Source organism: Paraburkholderia caledonica NBRC 102488 (assembly GCF_000685095.1).
Classification (GTDB): domain Bacteria; phylum Pseudomonadota; class Gammaproteobacteria; order Burkholderiales; family Burkholderiaceae; genus Paraburkholderia; species Paraburkholderia caledonica.
Genome location: NZ_BAYE01000043.1, coordinates 1 through 18,010, shown reverse-complemented (window position 1 = coordinate 18,010; position 18,010 = coordinate 1). Strand labels below are relative to the sequence as shown.

At 59.1% G+C, this 18,010-nt stretch carries 12 protein-coding genes and 1 tRNA gene; all 13 read right to left on the bottom strand.

Translation table 11 applies throughout. From position 1 onward, the window contains the following. Positions 1–68 precede the first annotated feature (68 nt). The 13 genes from fusA to BCA01S_RS33600 all read right to left on the bottom strand — a co-directional run bounded on the left by fusA (position 69) and on the right by BCA01S_RS33600 (position 17,944). Positions 69–2,171 (bottom strand): elongation factor G, encoded by a 2,103-nt coding sequence (gene fusA / locus BCA01S_RS33660; protein ID WP_020071567.1) that lies wholly within the window; start codon positions 2,169–2,171, stop codon positions 69–71. Between the two features lie 135 nt (positions 2,172–2,306). Beyond that, positions 2,307–2,777 (bottom strand): 30S ribosomal protein S7, encoded by a 471-nt coding sequence (gene rpsG, locus BCA01S_RS33655; protein WP_006053291.1) that lies wholly within the window; start codon positions 2,775–2,777, stop codon positions 2,307–2,309. Positions 2,778–2,957: 180 nt separating this feature from the next. Further along, positions 2,958–3,338, bottom strand: coding sequence for a 30S ribosomal protein S12 (gene rpsL / locus BCA01S_RS33650; protein ID WP_006998493.1), 381 nt, complete (start codon positions 3,336–3,338; stop codon positions 2,958–2,960). Between the two features lie 222 nt (positions 3,339–3,560). Next, positions 3,561–5,408, bottom strand: coding sequence for a DNA helicase RecQ (gene recQ, locus BCA01S_RS33645; RefSeq protein WP_027780607.1), 1,848 nt, complete (start codon positions 5,406–5,408; stop codon positions 3,561–3,563). A 199-nt stretch (positions 5,409–5,607) separates the two neighbouring features. Beyond that, positions 5,608–9,846 (bottom strand): DNA-directed RNA polymerase subunit beta', encoded by a 4,239-nt coding sequence (rpoC, locus tag BCA01S_RS33640; protein ID WP_020071565.1) that lies wholly within the window; start codon positions 9,844–9,846, stop codon positions 5,608–5,610. 21 nt (positions 9,847–9,867) lie between these two features. After that, positions 9,868–13,974, bottom strand: coding sequence for a DNA-directed RNA polymerase subunit beta (rpoB, locus tag BCA01S_RS33635; protein WP_027780606.1), 4,107 nt, complete (start codon positions 13,972–13,974; stop codon positions 9,868–9,870). A gap of 379 nt (positions 13,975–14,353) precedes the next feature. After that, positions 14,354–14,731, bottom strand: coding sequence for a 50S ribosomal protein L7/L12 (gene rplL, locus BCA01S_RS33630; protein ID WP_020071563.1), 378 nt, complete (start codon positions 14,729–14,731; stop codon positions 14,354–14,356). 63 nt (positions 14,732–14,794) lie between these two features. Beyond that, positions 14,795–15,298 carry a 50S ribosomal protein L10 gene (gene rplJ / locus BCA01S_RS33625; RefSeq protein ID WP_013340748.1) on the bottom strand — a complete coding sequence of 168 codons (504 nt, stop codon included), beginning with the start codon at positions 15,296–15,298 and terminating at the stop codon, positions 14,795–14,797. Between the two features lie 302 nt (positions 15,299–15,600). After that, positions 15,601–16,299, bottom strand: coding sequence for a 50S ribosomal protein L1 (gene rplA, locus BCA01S_RS33620; protein WP_020071562.1), 699 nt, complete (start codon positions 16,297–16,299; stop codon positions 15,601–15,603). Then, positions 16,300–16,731, bottom strand: coding sequence for a 50S ribosomal protein L11 (gene rplK / locus BCA01S_RS33615; protein ID WP_007180146.1), 432 nt, complete (start codon positions 16,729–16,731; stop codon positions 16,300–16,302). It lies immediately after the preceding gene. A 161-nt stretch (positions 16,732–16,892) separates the two neighbouring features. Beyond that, a complete protein-coding gene (gene nusG, locus BCA01S_RS33610; RefSeq protein ID WP_007180147.1) occupies positions 16,893–17,450 on the bottom strand; it encodes a transcription termination/antitermination protein NusG in 558 nt (185 codons plus the stop codon). 1 nt (position 17,451) lies between these two features. Next, positions 17,452–17,832: a preprotein translocase subunit SecE gene (gene secE, locus BCA01S_RS33605; protein WP_015003929.1), complete on the bottom strand. Its 381-nt coding sequence runs from the start codon at positions 17,830–17,832 to the stop codon at positions 17,452–17,454. A gap of 36 nt (positions 17,833–17,868) precedes the next feature. Next, a tRNA-Trp gene (locus BCA01S_RS33600) sits at positions 17,869–17,944 on the bottom strand. Positions 17,945–18,010 lie beyond the last annotated feature (66 nt).

Genomic DNA, 18,010 nt, shown 5'->3' with positions numbered 1-18,010 from the left:
TTCGAATTTACCTTTAGCCATGTTTCTCTTCTTTCAAAAAGTTAATCGTTGAATGACTTGCCGCGCAATTACTTCGACTTCGCGTTGATGATCGCTTCTGACACGTTACGCGGTGCTTCGGAGTAGTGCTTGAACTCCATCGTATACGTTGCGCGACCTTGGGTCAGCGAACGCAGCGACGTCGAGTAGCCGAACATTTCGGACAGCGGCACTTCGGCGCGAACAATCTTGCCGCCGCCGACCATATCGTCCATACCCTGAACGATACCGCGACGGCCCGACAGGTCGCCCATCACGTTGCCCATGTAGTCTTCCGGCGTTTCGACTTCCACGGCCATCATCGGTTCGAGGATGACCGGTTGAGCCTTGCGCATTGCTTCCTTGAACGCCATCGAGCCGGCCATGCGGAACGCATTTTCGTTCGAGTCAACGTCGTGGTACGAACCGAACGTCAGGTGAACCTTGACGTCGACAACCGGGAAGCCCGCCAGCACGCCTGCCTTCAGCGTTTCCTGGATACCCTTGTCCACCGCCGGGATGTATTCGCGCGGAATCACACCGCCCTTGATCTCGTCGAGGAACTCGTAACCCTTGCCTTGCTCATTCGGCTCGAGCGTGATGACCGCGTGACCGTACTGGCCGCGACCACCCGACTGCTTCACGAACTTGCCGTCAACGTCTTCCGCCTTGCCACGAATCGTTTCACGGTAAGCAACCTGCGGCTTGCCGACGGTCGCTTCCACGCCGAATTCGCGCTTCATACGGTCGACGAGAATTTCCAGGTGGAGCTCGCCCATGCCCGAAATAATCGTTTGGCCCGACTCTTCGTCCGTTTGAACGCGGAACGACGGATCTTCCTGTGCCAGACGGTTCAGCGCCAGACCCATTTTTTCCTGGTCGGGCTTCGTCTTCGGCTCAACAGCCTGCGAAATCACCGGCTCCGGGAAAATCATGCGCTCGAGCACGATCGGGCTTTGCGGATCGCACAGCGTGTCGCCGGTCGTCGCGTCTTTCAGGCCGACTGCAGCTGCAATGTCGCCTGCGCGAACTTCCTTGATTTCCTCGCGCTGGTTCGCGTGCATCTGCAGAATACGACCCAGACGTTCCTTCTTGTCTTTGGTCGCGTTCAGCACGGTGTCGCCCGAATTGACGACGCCCGAGTACACGCGGAAGAAGATTAACTGGCCGACGAACGGGTCGGTCATGATCTTGAATGCCAGAGCCGAGAACTTCTCGTCGTCGGCAGCGCGGCGCTCGCCTTGCTCACCGTTTTCCAGCTCGCCAGTGACCGGCGGGATGTCGATCGGCGACGGCAGGAAATCGAGCACGGCGTCCAGCATGCGTTGCACGCCCTTGTTCTTGAACGCGGTGCCGCACAGCATCGGCTGGATTTCGCAAGCGATCGTACGGTCGCGCAGACCCTTGATGATTTCCTCTTCCGTCAGTTCGCCCGACTCGAGGTACTTGTTCATCAGATCTTCGCTCGATTCAGCCGCCGCTTCGACCATCTTTTCACGCCATTCATTGCACGTGTCGGCGAGTTCGGCCGGAATTTCTTCGTACGAGAACTTGGTGCCTTGGGACGCGTCGTCCCAAATGATCGCTTTCATCTTCATCAGGTCGACGACACCCGTGAAGTTTTCTTCCGCGCCGATAGGCACCACGACCGGAACCGGGTTTGCCTTCAGACGCAGCTTCAGCTGGTCGTAAACCTTGAAGAAGTTCGCGCCGGTACGGTCCATCTTGTTGATGAACGCGAGACGCGGAACCTTGTACTTGTTAGCCTGACGCCAGACGGTTTCCGACTGGGGCTGCACGCCGCCCACAGCGCAGTACACCATGCACGCGCCGTCGAGCACGCGCATGGAGCGCTCAACTTCGATCGTGAAGTCGACGTGGCCCGGGGTGTCGATGATGTTGATGCGGTGCTCAGCGCGGTCGCCGGCCATGCCTTTCCAGAACGCCGTCGTAGCAGCCGACGTAATCGTGATGCCGCGTTCCTGCTCCTGCTCCATCCAGTCCATGGTGGCAGCGCCGTCGTGAACTTCACCAATCTTGTGGTTCACGCCGGTATAGAACAGGATGCGCTCGGTCGTCGTCGTCTTGCCGGCGTCGATGTGAGCGCTAATACCGATGTTACGGTAGCGCTCGATAGGTGTCTTGCGAGCCACTTTGATCCTCTATGGGGATGACGCGATGCGAGAAAATACCCATCGCGCTGTAACACAAACGGGCGAGGCGCTTTGTAAGCGCACCCGCCCGGAATTTCTTTCCGTTTTTGTCTGCTAAACCCGGATTCGGGAAGCTTAGAAACGGAAATGCGAGAACGCCTTGTTGGCTTCTGCCATCCGGTGAACTTCGTCGCGCTTCTTCATTGCGCCGCCACGGCCTTCGGCCGCTTCGGAAAGCTCACCTGCCAGACGCAGGGCCATCGACTTCTCGCTGCGCTTCTTCGCGGCTTCACGCAGCCAACGCATCGCCAATGCCATACGACGCGACGGGCGCACTTCGACCGGAACCTGATAGTTCGCACCACCAACGCGGCGGCTCTTGACTTCGACCACCGGCTTGACGTTGTTGAGCGCTACCGTGAACACTTCCAGCGGGTCCTTGCCACCCTTGGTCTGGATCTGTTCGAAAGCGCCGTACACAATGCGCTCGGCAACCGACTTCTTGCCGGAGAGCATCAGCACGTTCATGAACTTAGCTACATCAACGTTACCGAACTTCGGATCCGGCAACACTTCCCGCTTGGGGACTTCGCGACGACGCGGCATGTTTCTTCCTTTCACTTTTCAGTTGGAGCTGTTTTAGCCCCGCGGCCACCAACTAACCCGATTCATCTCTAACGACTTACCAGCCTGGTCGGGTGACCACTTACTCGACAGCACCGGCGATTCCGGCACCACCGCTATTACCGCCTTTGCAGGCGACCTGAACTACGGACCGGCTGATGATTACTTGCCGGCCTTGGCACGCTTCGCACCGTACTTCGAGCGAGCCTGCTTACGATCCTTGACGCCCTGGGTATCCAGCGAGCCGCGAACCATGTGGTAACGCACACCCGGCAAGTCCTTCACACGGCCGCCGCGAATCAGCACGACCGAGTGTTCCTGCAGGTTGTGGCCTTCACCACCGATGTACGAAATAACCTCGAAACCGTTAGTGAGGCGCACCTTCGCAACTTTACGCAGTGCCGAGTTCGGCTTCTTCGGCGTCGTGGTGTACACACGGGTGCACACGCCGCGACGCTGGGGGCAGTCCTGCAAGGCCGGGCTCTTGCTTTTCGTCGTTTCCGACGCGCGGCCTTTGCGAACCAGTTGATTGATGGTTGGCATTGTCTATTCCTGAAATTGAACAAAATCGACGCATCTGTTTCCGGGCAAAGCAGAAACGATTGCGCATCGAACTTCCGGCTTCGACTGCAGGCACGTGGATGGAGTCCGCGCGCGAGCATCCCAAAGACCGGAACCTAGCATAATATTCCGAAAAGGCTAAGCGAGTCAATAGGTTGCAATGTTTCGCAGACCTGCGCACGTTGGCCGGCGACGGCACTCGACTTAATCAGCGGCAACGACTTCGAGCAGTTCGTCCCCGAAACGATCGAGCTTGCGCGCGCCCATGCCCGGAATGCCGCGCAGATCCTCAATGGAATCGGGACCGTTTCGAGCGATCTCCGCAAGCGTCGCGTCGTGGAAGATCACGTAGGCGGGTACGCCGTCGCTCTTCGCGGTTTCCGTGCGCCATGCGCGTAGCCGATCCCAGCGGGCGCGCTCCCGCGGTCCCATGCCGATCGTCGGGTCCGCTCGTTCGCTGGTTCGACCAGACGACTGGCGGGTACGCGTGGGCTTCACATAACGGCGCATCGTGACGTTTTGCTCGCCCTTTAAAACGGGCTTGCTAGCCTCGGTGAGAACGAGCGAGCCGAATCCTTCGTGATCGACCGTGAGATAACCGAACGCCACGAGCTGGCGAAACACCGCGCGCCACTCCGGTTCGCCGAGGGCCGCGCCAATGCCGAATGTGGTTAGTTTTTCGTGCCCGCGCTGCAGGATCTTCTCGCTGCGATTGCCGCGCAGGATGTCGATGAGATGGCCCGCGCCGAAGTGGAAACCGCTCGCCCGCTGCGCGCGAAACACGCACGACAGTGCCATCTGCGACTCGCGCGTCGCGTCGCACGTGTCGGGTGGCTCAAGGCAGTTGTCGCAATTACCGCAAGGTTTGCTCGATTCGCCGAAATACGCGAGAAGGCGCACGCGCCGGCACGTCGCCGCTTCGCACAGACCAAGAAGCGCATCCAGCTTGCCGGTCTGGACGCGCTTGTGTGCGTCGTCTGCGTCAGACTCGTCGATCATCTTGCGCTGCTGGACGACGTCGCCCAGACCGTAGGCCATCCATGCATTGGCCGGCATGCCATCGCGGCCGGCGCGACCGGTTTCCTGGTAATACCCTTCGACACTCTTCGGCAAATCGAGGTGAGCGACGAAACGCACGTCCGGCTTGTCGATGCCCATGCCGAACGCGATCGTCGCGCACATCACAATGCCTTCCTCGCGCTGAAACATCTCTTGGTGCTTCTGGCGCGTCTCGAATTCCATGCCCGCGTGGTATGGCAACGCGCGCATACCCTTTTCTTTGAGCCATTCGGCCGTCTCTTCGACTTTGCGCCGCGACAGGCAATAGACTACCCCAGCGTCAGTCGTACCGTCCGCCCGCGTGTGTTCGGCGCGAATAAAGTCGAGCAACTGCGTGCGCGCGTTGTCCTTTTCGACGATGCGATAACGGATATTGGGCCGGTCGAAACTCGAAACGAAAATGCGCGCGTCGTCGAGTGCGAGACGGTGAATGATTTCGTCTCGCGTGATGGCGTCCGCGGTCGCGGTCAGCGCAATGCGCGGCACATTCGGGAAGCGCTCGTGCAGCACCGACAGTTGGATATATTCGGGCCGGAAATCGTGCCCCCATTGCGAGACGCAATGCGCTTCGTCGATCGCGAAAAGTCCGATGCGGGTGCGCTCCAGCAACTCCTGGAATCGCGGCGTCATCAAACGTTCGGGCGCCACGTAGAGCAGATCGATGTCGCCGTCACGCAGCGCACGCTCGGTGGCCATTGCTTCGGCGCTCGAAAGCGTCGAGTTCAGGTAAGCGGCGCGCACGCCGACTTCCGTTAGCGCGGCGACCTGATCCTGCATCAGCGCGATCAACGGCGAGACCACGATACCCGTGCCGAAGCCGCCTTCGCGGCGCACCAGCGACGGGATCTGATAACACAGCGATTTCCCGCCGCCCGTTGGCATCAGTACCAGACAATCGCCGCCGCCAGCGACGTGTTCGACAATTTCGCCTTGCTGTCCTCTGAACGCGGGGTAGCCAAAAACTTCGTTGAGGATTTCGAGCGGACGGGACATGAATTTGAGAGAAGCAGCGTAAAGCGAGTGACACGAATTTTACCAACGCATTCGCGCTGCGCCCGCGCTTTGCAACAACGTTAGCCATCTGGCCTGCGAATGGACAAGAACGCGTAAAAATGCGGCGCAAAAAAAAGCCGCTCAGTCGAAACTGAGCGGCTTCGCTGGCTAGAGCCCCAAGCGGCTTACGCCGCGGGACTTATTCGCCTGAGTGCTGCTGTTCGGCGGCCGGGGTTTCCGGCGTACCGAATTCGAACGACTCTTCCGCTGCGATCTGATCGAAACGCTCGCGGTCGGACAGTTCCTTGCTCTTGCGTGCCTTGTGGAACGCGAGACCCGTACCGGCCGGAATCAGACGGCCGACGATCACGTTTTCCTTCAGGCCACGCAGATCGTCGCGCTTGCCCATAATCGCCGCTTCGGTCAGCACGCGGGTCGTTTCCTGGAACGATGCCGCAGAGATGAACGAGTCGGTCGACAGCGACGCCTTCGTGATACCGAGCAACACGTTCTCGTACGTTGCCGGACGCTTGTCTTCCGCGATCATACGGTCGTTCTCGTCGAGCATGTCCGACCGCTCGACCTGTTCGCCCGGGATGAAACGCGTATCGCCGTTGTCCGTAATCTGCACGCGGCGCAGCATCTGACGAACAATCACTTCAATGTGCTTGTCGTTGATCTTCACGCCTTGCAGACGGTACACGTCCTGCACTTCGTCCACGATGTAGCGCGACAGCGCTTCGACGCCCTGCAAACGCAGGATGTCGTGCGGATCCGCCGGTCCGTCCACGATCATTTCGCCCTTGTTGACGACCTGACCATCGTGAACCAGAACCTGCTTTTCCTTCGCGATCAGGAACTCGTGCTGGTTGCCCTCGAGGTCCGTGATAACGAGACGCTGCTTGCCCTTCGTGTCCTTACCGAACGACGTCGTACCCGTGACTTCCGCCAGGATACCTGCGTCCTTCGGCGAACGTGCTTCGAACAGTTCCGCCACACGCGGCAGACCGCCGGTAATGTCACGCGTCTTTTGCGATTCAGTCGGGATACGTGCGAGCACTTCACCGACCTGCACTTGCTGACCGTCCTTCACGGTGATCAGAGCGCCGACCTGGAAGCCGATCTGCACCGAGTGCTCGGTGTTGGGGATCTTCACTTCCTCGCCGTTCGCGTCGAGCAGCTTGACCTGCGGACGCACCGTCTTCGAAGCTTGCGAACCGCGACGCTTCACGTCGATCACGACGAGAGTCGAAAGACCCGTCACGTCGTCGATCTGCTTCGCAACGGTCACGCCTTCTTCGACGTTCTCGAACTTCACCGTACCACCGTACTCGGTGATGATCGGACGCGTCATCGGGTCCCACGTCGCCAGTTGCGTGCCGGCCTTGATCTGCGCGCCGTCCAGCTGCAACAGCGTCGCGCCGTACGGTACCTTGTGACGTTCGCGCTCGCGACCGTGGTCGTCGGTGATCATCGCTTCGCCCGAACGCGAAATGACGATCTGTTCGCCCTTCGCGTTAGTGACGTAACGCATCGTCGACGTGAAGCGCACCGTACCGTTCGACTTGGCTTCAACCGACGAAGCCACTGCCGCACGCGACGCCGCACCACCGATGTGGAACGTACGCATGGTCAGCTGCGTGCCCGGCTCACCGATCGACTGAGCGGCGATCACACCGACTGCCTCACCGACATTCACGAGCGAGCCGCGGCCCAGGTCGCGGCCGTAGCAAGCTGCGCACAGACCGTAACGTGTTTCGCACGTCAGCGGCGTACGCACGCGCACTTCGTCGATGCCGAGGCGCTCGATTTCTTCGACCGCATCTTCGTCGAGCAGGCTGCCCGCTTCGTACAGCGTTTCCTGCGATTCCGGATTGACGACGTCAGCCACCGCCACGCGACCAAGGATACGATCACGCAGTGCTTCGACGACTTCACCGCCTTCGACCAACGCCTTCATCGCAACGCCGTTGGACGTACCGCAATCGTCCTCGACCACCACCAGATCCTGCGTCACGTCGACGAGACGTCGCGTCAGGTAACCGGAGTTTGCCGTCTTCAGTGCCGTATCAGCCAGACCCTTACGTGCGCCGTGGGTCGAGATGAAGTACTGCAACACGTTCAGACCTTCACGGAAGTTCGCCGTAATCGGCGTCTCGATGATCGAGCCGTCCGGCTTCGCCATCAGGCCGCGCATACCGGCCAGCTGACGAATCTGAACTGCGGAACCACGAGCGCCCGAGTCCGCCATCATGTAAATCGAGTTGAACGATTCCTGACGCGTTTCGTTGCCGTCGCGATCCACCACCGGTTCCGTCGACAGTTGTTCCATCATCGCCTTGCCGACCGCTTCCGACGTTGCCGACCAGATGTCGACCACGTTGTTGTAGCGCTCTTGCGACGTGACGAGACCCGACATGTACTGACGGTCGTATTCCTTCACCTTCTTCGCGGCGTCGCCAACGATGGTTTCCTTCTGCGGCGGCACGAGCATGTCGTCGACGCAGATCGAGATACCAGCGCGCGTGGCCAGACGGAAACCCGACTGCATCAACTGGTCGGCGAAAATCACCGTTTCACGCAGACCGCACTTGCGGAACGCGGTGTTGATCAGACGCGAGATTTCCTTCTTCTTCAGCGGCTTGTTCAGCACCGAGAACGGCAGGCCCGGCGGCAGAATTTCCGACAGAATTGCACGGCCGACGGTCGTCGCGTACAGCGAGATCTTCGGCACGAACGCCGGCGCACCTTCCGACTTGTCTTCGTTGTGGACCATTTCGGTGATCCGCACGTTGACGCGCGAGGCGAGCTCGACTTCCTTGTTCTCGTATGCACGCAGTGCTTCCGAAACGCCGGTGAACGTCAGGCCTTCGCCCTTTGCGTTCACAGCTTCACGGGTCGCGTAGTACAGACCGAGCACGATATCCTGCGACGGCACGATCGACGGATCGCCGTTAGCCGGGAACAGGACGTTGTTCGACGCCAGCATCAGCGTGCGCGCTTCCATCTGCGCTTCGAGCGACAGCGGCACGTGAACAGCCATCTGGTCACCGTCGAAGTCGGCGTTGAACGCCGCGCAAACGAGCGGGTGCAGCTGGATTGCCTTGCCTTCGATCAGCACCGGCTCGAAAGCCTGAATGCCAAGACGGTGCAGCGTAGGCGCACGGTTCAGCATGACCGGATGTTCGCGAATGACTTCTTCGAGAATGTCCCACACCACCGGCGTCTGGTTCTCGACTTCCTTCTTCGCAGCCTTGATGGTGGTAGCAACACCCATCACTTCGAGCTTGTTGAAGATGAACGGCTTGAACAGTTCGAGCGCCATCAGCTTCGGCAGACCGCACTGGTGCAGCTTCAGCGTCGGGCCGACCACGATCACCGAACGGCCCGAATAGTCAACGCGCTTACCGAGCAAGTTCTGACGGAAACGACCGCCCTTACCCTTGATCATGTCAGCGAGCGACTTCAGCGGACGCTTGTTCGCGCCGGTCATTGCCTTACCGCGACGACCGTTGTCGAGCAGCGAATCGACGGCTTCCTGCAGCATCCGCTTTTCGTTGCGGACGATGATTTCAGGCGCCTTCAGTTCGAGCAGACGCTTCAACCGGTTGTTACGGTTGATCACACGGCGATACAGGTCGTTCAGGTCCGACGTCGCGAAGCGGCCACCATCCAGCGGCACCAGCGGACGCAGTTCCGGCGGCAGCACCGGCAGCACTTCGAGCACCATCCAGTCAGGCTTGATGCCCGAACGCTGGAAAGCCTCGAGCACCTTCAGGCGCTTCGCGTACTTCTTGATCTTCGCTTCCGAACCCGTGTTCTTGAGTTCGGTACGGAGCATTTCGACCTGTTCGTCGATGTTGATCGCGCGCAGCAGTTCGCGAACGCCTTCCGCGCCCATCTCGGCACGGAACTCGTCACCGTACTCTTCGACCTTGTTGTAATAATCCTCTTCGGTCATGATCTGCCGCGCTTTCAGCGGCGTCATGCCCGGATCGATCACCACATATGCTTCGAAGTACAGCACGCGTTCGATGTCGCGCAGCGTCATGTCGAGCACCATGCCCAGACGCGACGGCAGCGACTTCAGGAACCAGATGTGCGCAACCGGCGAGGCCAGTTCAATGTGGCCCATCCGTTCGCGCCGCACCTTCGCCAGCGTCACTTCGACGCCGCATTTCTCGCAGATCACGCCACGGTGCTTCAGGCGCTTGTACTTGCCGCAAAGGCATTCGTAGTCTTTGATCGGCCCGAAAATTTTCGCGCAGAACAAACCATCGCGTTCCGGCTTGAACGTCCGGTAGTTGATGGTTTCCGGCTTCTTCACTTCACCGAACGACCACGAACGGATCTTGTCCGGCGAGGCCAGACCGATCTTGATCGCGTCAAAAACTTCAGGTTGTTGGACTTGCTTGAATAGATCGAGCAAAGCTTTCATCGCTTCTCTCCAGTAGTCCGATTAGTTGCGGTCGAGGTCGATGTCGATACCGAGCGAGCGGATTTCCTTCACCAACACGTTGAAGGATTCCGGCATGCCTGCATCGATCACGTGATCGCCCTTGACCAGGTTCTCGTACACCTTGGTCCGGCCTGTCACGTCGTCCGACTTCACCGTCAGCATTTCCTGCAGCACGTACGATGCGCCGTACGCTTCGAGCGCCCACACTTCCATTTCACCGAAACGCTGGCCACCGAACTGCGCCTTACCGCCCAACGGCTGCTGCGTCACGAGCGAGTACGGGCCCGTGGAACGCGCGTGCATCTTGTCGTCGACCAAGTGGTGCAGTTTCAGGTAGTGCATGTAGCCGACCGTCACCGTACGTTCGAACATTTCGCCGGTGCGGCCGTCGTACAGACGAACCTGATTTTTCGACGGCGTCATGCCGAGGTTCTTCGCGATGTCGTCCGGGAATGCCAGATCCAGCGCGCGCGACATTTCTTCTTCCGTCGCACCGTCGAACACCGGCGTTGCGAACGGCACGCCTTCGCGCAGGTTCTTCGCCAGTTCCACGATTTCGTCGTCGGTGAAGCTGTCCAGCTCTTCGGCGCGGCCCGACTCGTTGTAGATCTTGGTCAGGAATTCGCGCAGTTCAGCGATCTTCGCCTGACGCTGCAGCATTTCGCCGATACGCCAGCCGAGACCCTTCGCGGCCCAACCCAGATGCACTTCGAGAACCTGACCGACGTTCATCCGCGACGGCACGCCGAGCGGGTTCAGAACGACGTCAGCCGGACGGCCGTCGGCCATGTACGGCATGTCTTCGATCGGCACGATCTTCGACACGACACCCTTGTTACCGTGACGGCCGGCCATCTTGTCGCCAGGCTGCAGGCGGCGCTTCACTGCCAGGTACACCTTGACCATCTTCAACACGCCCGGCGGCAGTTCGTCGCCTTGCGTGAGCTTCTTGCGCTTCTCTTCGAACGCCAGATCGAACTGGTGACGCTTCTGTTCGATCGAGTCCTTGATGGCTTCGAGCTGTGCCGCTGCTTCTTCGTCCGCGAGGCGGATGTCGAACCAGTGGTAATGATCCAGATCTTGCAGGTAAGCCTGTTCGATCTTCGTGCCCTTTGCCAGCTTCTTCGGACCGCCGTTCGCGACCTTGCCGTCGAGCATACGTGCGAGACGCTGGAACGCGTCGCCTTCCACGATGCGCAACTGGTCGTTCAAGTCGAGGCGATAACGCTTCAGTTCATCGTCGATGATCTGTTGCGCACGCTTGTCGCGCTGAATGCCTTCGCGCGTGAACACCTGGACGTCGATCACCGTACCGCTCATACCCGACGGCACGCGCAGCGACGTGTCCTTCACGTCCGAAGCCTTTTCACCGAAGATCGCGCGCAGGAGCTTTTCTTCCGGCGTCAGCTGGGTTTCGCCCTTCGGCGTGACCTTGCCGACCAGCACGTCGCCTGCTTCGACTTCCGCGCCGATGTAGACGATGCCCGACTCGTCGAGACGGCCGAGTTGCACTTCAGCCAGGTTCGAGATGTCGCGCGTGATTTCTTCCGGTCCGAGCTTCGTGTCGCGAGCCACGACGTTCAGTTCTTCGATGTGGATCGACGTGTAACGGTCGTCGGCAACCACCTTCTCCGAGATCAGAATCGAGTCTTCGAAGTTGTAGCCGTTCCACGGCATGAACGCGACCAGCATGTTCTGGCCAAGAGCCAGTTCACCCAGATCGGTCGATGCACCGTCAGCCAGCACGTCGCCACGCGACACGATATCGCCGACCTTCACGATCGGGCGCTGGTTGATGTTCGTGTTCTGGTTCGAACGCGTGTACTTGATCAGGTTGTAGATGTCCACGCCGACGTCGCCAGCAACGGCTTCATCGTCGTTCACGCGAATCACCATACGGCCCGCGTCGACGTAATCGACCACACCGCCGCGGAATGCCTGAACCGTTGTACCCGAGTCGACCGCCACCGTGCGTTCGATACCCGTACCGACCACCGCCTTTTCCGGACGCAGACACGGCACAGCCTGACGCTGCATGTTCGAGCCCATCAACGCGCGGTTCGCGTCGTCGTGCTCGAGGAACGGAATCAGCGATGCCGCCACCGACACGATCTGCGACGGCGCAACGTCCATATACTGGATGCGGTCCGGCGTCACCATCAGCGTTTCGCCTGCTTCACGCGACGACACGAGTTCGTCGGTCAGCGTGCCGTCTTCAGCCACTGCCGCGTTCGCCTGAGCGATCACGTAACGACCTTCTTCGATCGCCGACAGGTAATCGATCTGGTCGGTCACCTTGCCGTCCACGACCTTGCGATACGGCGTTTCGAGGAAGCCGTATTCGTTCAGGTGCGCGTACAGAGCGAGCGAGTTGATCAGGCCGATGTTCGGACCTTCAGGCGTTTCGATCGGGCAAACACGACCATAGTGCGTCGGGTGGACGTCGCGGACTTCAAAGCCTGCGCGCTCACGCGTCAAACCGCCCGGGCCAAGTGCCGAGACACGACGCTTGTGGGTGATTTCCGACAGCGGATTCGTCTGGTCCATGAACTGCGATAGCTGCGACGAACCGAAGAACTCGCGGATCGCCGACGAAATCGGCTTCGAGTTGATCAGGTCGTGCGGCATCAGGTTTTCGCTTTCGGCCTGGCCGAGGCGTTCCTTCACAGCACGTTCGACACGCACGAGGCCGGCGCGGAACTGGTTTTCTGCCAGTTCGCCGACGCAACGCACACGGCGATTGCCCAAGTGGTCGATGTCGTCGACTTCACCCTTACCGTTACGCAGTTCGACCAGAATCTTGATCGTGGCGAGGATGTCGTCGTCTTGCAGCGTCATCGGTCCGATGATCTCGTCGCGGCCCACGCGACGATTGAACTTCATACGGCCCACCTTGGACAGGTCGTATGCGTCTTCGCTATAGAACAGGCGGTTGAACAGTGCCTCGACCGCTTCTTCGGTCGGCGGTTCGCCCGGGCGCATCATGCGGTAGATCGCGATGCGAGCGGCCATCTTGTCCGCGGTTTCGTCGATACGCAGCGTCGACGAGATGTACGGACCCTGATCCAGATCGTTCGTGTAGAGCGTCTGGATCTCTTTGATCTTCGACTCGCGCAGCTTCTCGAGGACAGTCTCGGTGATTTCGTCATTCGCGTTGGCGATGACTTCACCGGTGTCGCCGTCGACGACGTTTTTCGCCAGCACGCGGCCGAGCAGATAGTCTTCGGGGACCGAGATGAACTTGGTCTTCGCGTTGTCCAGATCGCGAATGTGCTTCGCGTTGATCCGCTTGTCCTTCTGGACAATCACGTTGCCATCACGGTCCGTGATGTCGAAACGCGCGACTTCGCCACGCAGACGCTCCGGCACGAACTCCATCTGCGCGCCTTCCGGCATCAGCGTGAAGTTATCGAACACGAAGAAGTTTGCGAGGATCTGTTCCGGCGTGAGGCCGATTGCCTTCAGCAGGATCGTGACCGGCATCTTGCGGCGACGGTCGACGCGGAAGTACAGCACATCCTTCGGGTCGAACTCGAAATCGAGCCACGAACCGCGGTAAGGAATGATACGTGCCGAAAACAGGAGCTTGCCGGAGCTGTGCGTCTTGCCCTTGTCGTGTTCGAAGAACACGCCAGGCGAACGGTGCAGCTGCGAAACGATCACACGCTCCGTGCCGTTGATGACGAACGAACCCGTCGGCGTCATGAGCGGAATTTCGCCCATGTACACTTCCTGTTCCTTCACTTCCTTGACGACCGGCTTGCTCGGCGATTCCTTGTCGAGCAGCACCAGGCGCACTTTAGCGCGCAGGGCGGAGCAGTACGTCAAACCGCGTTGCTGACATTCCTTGATGTTGAATGCCGGCGGCGACAGCATGTAGCTGACGAACTCGAGACGTGCGAACCCGTTGTGCGAAACGATCGGGAAAACGGATGTGAACGCGGCTTGCAGGCCTTCCGGCTTGCGTTGCGTGGAGGACGTGTCTGCTTGCAGAAACGTGCTGAATGATTCAAGCTGGGTAGCCAGCAGGAAAGGTACTTGGTGAACGATGGGGCGCTTCGCAAAACTCTTGCGAATACGCTTCTTCTCGGTGAAGGAATATTGCATACGATCTCCGAATCACGGCGGGCATTGTTGTCGAGGCAGGATACCTTGATGAGACAACCCGAGTGTTCACCGACTGAGACCCGATGGCCGTCCGATGGCTTGAACGAGCCTAGAAGCTTGGTGGTTGGCCTCTACCAACCGCTGGCTGACGGCAGCGGATGCCTGTCGCATGGAACCTTAACCGCTACCCGACCAAACTTGCCTTCTGCAGTCGCTTCAGAAGACAAAGAGAAGCGCCGGTCAATGTTGCCGATAGGCGGTTTTCTTTGGCTTCTGGGAGTCGCATTGTTGCTAAACAACGATGCAAAAACGCGTCCCCCACAAAGCACAAAAAGGCCGGCGGTGGAAAACCGCCAGCCTTCGCACAGCGCGCTGAAACTTACTTGATTTCAGCCTTCGCGCCGGCTTCTTCCAGCTTCTTCTTCGCTTCTTCAGCAGCAGCCTTCGGTACCGATTCCTTCACAGGCTTCGGTGCACCGTCGACCAGATCCTTCGCTTCCTTCAGGCCGAGACCCGTCAGTTCACGAACTGCCTTAATCACGGAAACCTTGTTCGCGCCAACTTCAACCAGGTTCACCGTGAATTCGGTTTGCTCTTCAGCTGCAGCAGCGCCGCCGCCTGCACCTGCGGGGCCTGCCACTGCAACAGCAGCTGCCGACACGCCAAACTTTTCTTCGAACGCCTTAACCAGCTCGTTCAGTTCCAGAACCGACATCGAGCCTACGGCTTCGAGGATGTCTTCTTTTGCGATTGCCATTTGAAATACTCCTAAATTGAATTCGGATACAGCTAGCGATCAATTACGCTCGGCTGAAGTGCATTACGCAGCGGATTCTTCGCCTTGTTTCTTTTCTGCCAGCGCGGCCAAAGCGCGCGCGAAGCCAGAAACAGGTGCTTGCATAACGAACAACAGCTTGGAGAGCAGCTCCTCGCGGCTCGGGATGTTGGCCAGCGCTTGCACGCCCGCCTTGTCCATCACGTTGCCTTCGTAGGCGCCAGCCTTGATGACCAACTTATCATTGCTCTTGCTGAAGTCATTGACGACCTTAGCAGCAGCAATTGCATCTTCAGAGATGCCGTAGATCAGGGGGCCAGTCATCTGCTCTGCCAGCGGAGCGAACGGGGTACCTTCGACAGCGCGACGCGCCAGCGTGTTTTTCAACACGCGAAGATACACCTGTTGCTCACGCGCTTTCGCGCGCAGCTTGGTCAGATCGCCAACCGTGATCCCACGATACTCAGCCAGAACCACGGTCTGGGCTTTCGCGACTTGCGCGGCAACCTCAGCGACGACGGCCTGCTTGCTTTCTTTGTTGAGTGGCACGGTTAACCTCCAGATTCGATACACGCGGCGTGCGCCTTGTGTACCGCGTTCAATAACGGCGTCCGACCAGTCAGGAGTATTTCGACCGCCCGACACCCGCACTGCTGCAAGCGTCTAACGGCTTCATCACTACAAAACCTTTTCGGGTTCGCCATCTGCGTTGGCCTTACATTAAGAGTCCGCCTACCTGCTGCGTGCCCGCCAACGGTCTTTGACAACCGGTTGCGCGATGCCAACTACTGACATCTCGCAACCGCCCAAAGCCCATAAACGCCCCGACTTTCGTCGAGGCGATGAATTACTTATTGTGCAGCGAGCGACGTCTGATCGACGCGAACGCCGACGCCCATCGTGCTCGACAGTGCGACCTTACGCAGGTAAACACCCTTGCTCGTCGCCGGCTTAGCCTTCTGCAGCGCGTCGATGAGAGCGCTCAGATTGCTACGCAGAGCCGTCGGTTCGAACGAAGCACGACCGATGGTGGCGTGGATAATACCGGCCTTGTCGACACGGAATTGAACCTGGCCAGCCTTGGCATTCTTCACGGCCGTTGCGACGTCCGGCGTGACCGTGCCGACCTTCGGGTTCGGCATCAGGCCGCGCGGGCCGAGGATCTGACCGAGCGTACCGACCACGCGCATCGTGTCCGGCGAAGCGATCACGATGTCGAAGTCCAGGTTGCCAGCTTTCACCTGCTCAGCCAGGTCTTCCATGCCGACGACTTCAGCGCCGGCTGCGCGAGCCTGTTCAGCCTTTTCGCCCTGTGCGAACACGGCGACGCGAACCGACTTGCCCGTACCTGCCGGCAGAACGACCGAACCGCGGACCACTTGATCCGACTTCTTCGCATCGATGCCGAGTTGCACTGCCACGTCGATCGACTCGTCGAACTTCGCGCTTGCGCACTCCTTAACCAGCGACAGCGCGTCGTCGATCGGGTACAGCTTCTGACGGTCAACCTTTGCTGCAAAAGCCTGCAGACGCTTAGAAAGCTTAGCCATTTACACGCCCTCCACGGTGATGCCCATCGAGCGGGCGCTACCAGCGATCGTACGAACCGCTGCGTCCAGATCAGCCGCGGTCAGATCGGGCATCTTGGTCTTGGCGATGTCTTCAGCTTGAGCGCGGGTGATCTTGCCGACCTTGTCGGTGTGCGGCTTGCTCGAACCCTTGTCGATCTTCGCTGCCTTCTTGATCAGAACCGTTGCCGGCGGCGTCTTCAGGACAAACGTGAAGCTCTTATCAGCAAACGCGGTGATCACGACCGGAATCGGCAGACCCGGTTCCAGCGCTTGAGTCTGCGCGTTAAACGCCTTGCAGAACTCCATGATGTTCAGGCCGCGCTGGCCCAGTGCCGGACCGACCGGCGGCGACGGGTTGGCTTTACCTGCAGGAATCTGCAGCTTGATAAAGCCGATGATTTTCTTTGCCATGTTGAAAACCTCTTTGGAACGTCACCTTGCAAGCGAACGTTCAGTGAGTAGTAGCGCGCGTTCGCCGGGAACCCGGCTACTTGCGCTCCTCAACAGCCATTACGCGGACCGTAAGCGCGAAATACGAAACGCGCCGACCGGCGCGCTGCGTAGAATCTGGATTACAACTTCTCGACTTGGCCGAATTCCAGCTCGACCGGCGTAGCGCGGCCGAAGATTGTAACGGAAACACGGACGCGCGACTTTTCGTAATTCACTTCTTCGACGCTGCCGTTGAAATCGGTGAAAGGACCGTCCTTCACCCGAACCATCTCGCCTACTTCAAACAGGGTCTTCGGACGCGGTTTCTCCACACCCTCCTGCATCTGCGACATGATCTTCTCGACTTCACGCGGAGAAATCGGACTCGGCCGATTACGCGCACCGCCTACGAAGCCCGTGACCTTCGCCGTGTTCTTCACAAGGTGCCACGTCTCATCCGTCATTTCCATCTCAACCAGTACGTAACCGGGGAAGAAACGACGCTCAGTCACAGATTTGTGACCGCCCTTTACCTCGACCACCTCTTCGGTCGGGACGAGGATTTGACCAAACTGGTCTTGCATGCCGGCGCGCTCAATGCGCTCCTGAAGCGCACGCTGCACGCTCTTCTCCATACCGGAGTAGGCGTGCACGACGTACCAACGTTTGCCGCTCGGAGATGCCGGAGTATCGCTCATATCATTTCCAACCCAGAATCACCGAGAAAATCGCCCATTCGATGGATTTATCACTAACCCACAGAAAGATGGCCATCACGAACACGAAGCCAAAAACTACCAACGTCGTCTGAGTTGCCTCTTTGCGAGTCGGCCAGACGACCTTGCGGACTTCCTTGTACGAGTCTTTGGCGAAAGCGATGAAACCCTTGCCAGGCGCGGAGAGAAGACCGACTGCAACACCCGCGATTGCACCAACAGCCAAAGCGGCTCCGCGGACGTACCATTCCTGACCATTGAGCCAGAAGAACCCCACGAACCCGGCCAAGACCAGCAATACGCCCGCGACGAGCATCAGCTTGTCGCCGGATGTATTTACAGTTTCGACGGAAGGATTCGCCATAACACCTTAACGAAGCGCCACAGTTGACGCGAGAGTTGGCAGGGGCAGAGGGAATCGAACCCCCAACCTTCGGTTTTGGAGACCGACGCTCTGCCAGTTGAGCTATACCCCTAAACCATTTGGGGTTGACGACACCGCCAACCCCGAAACTACAGATTAACGAGAACTATCTGGCGTT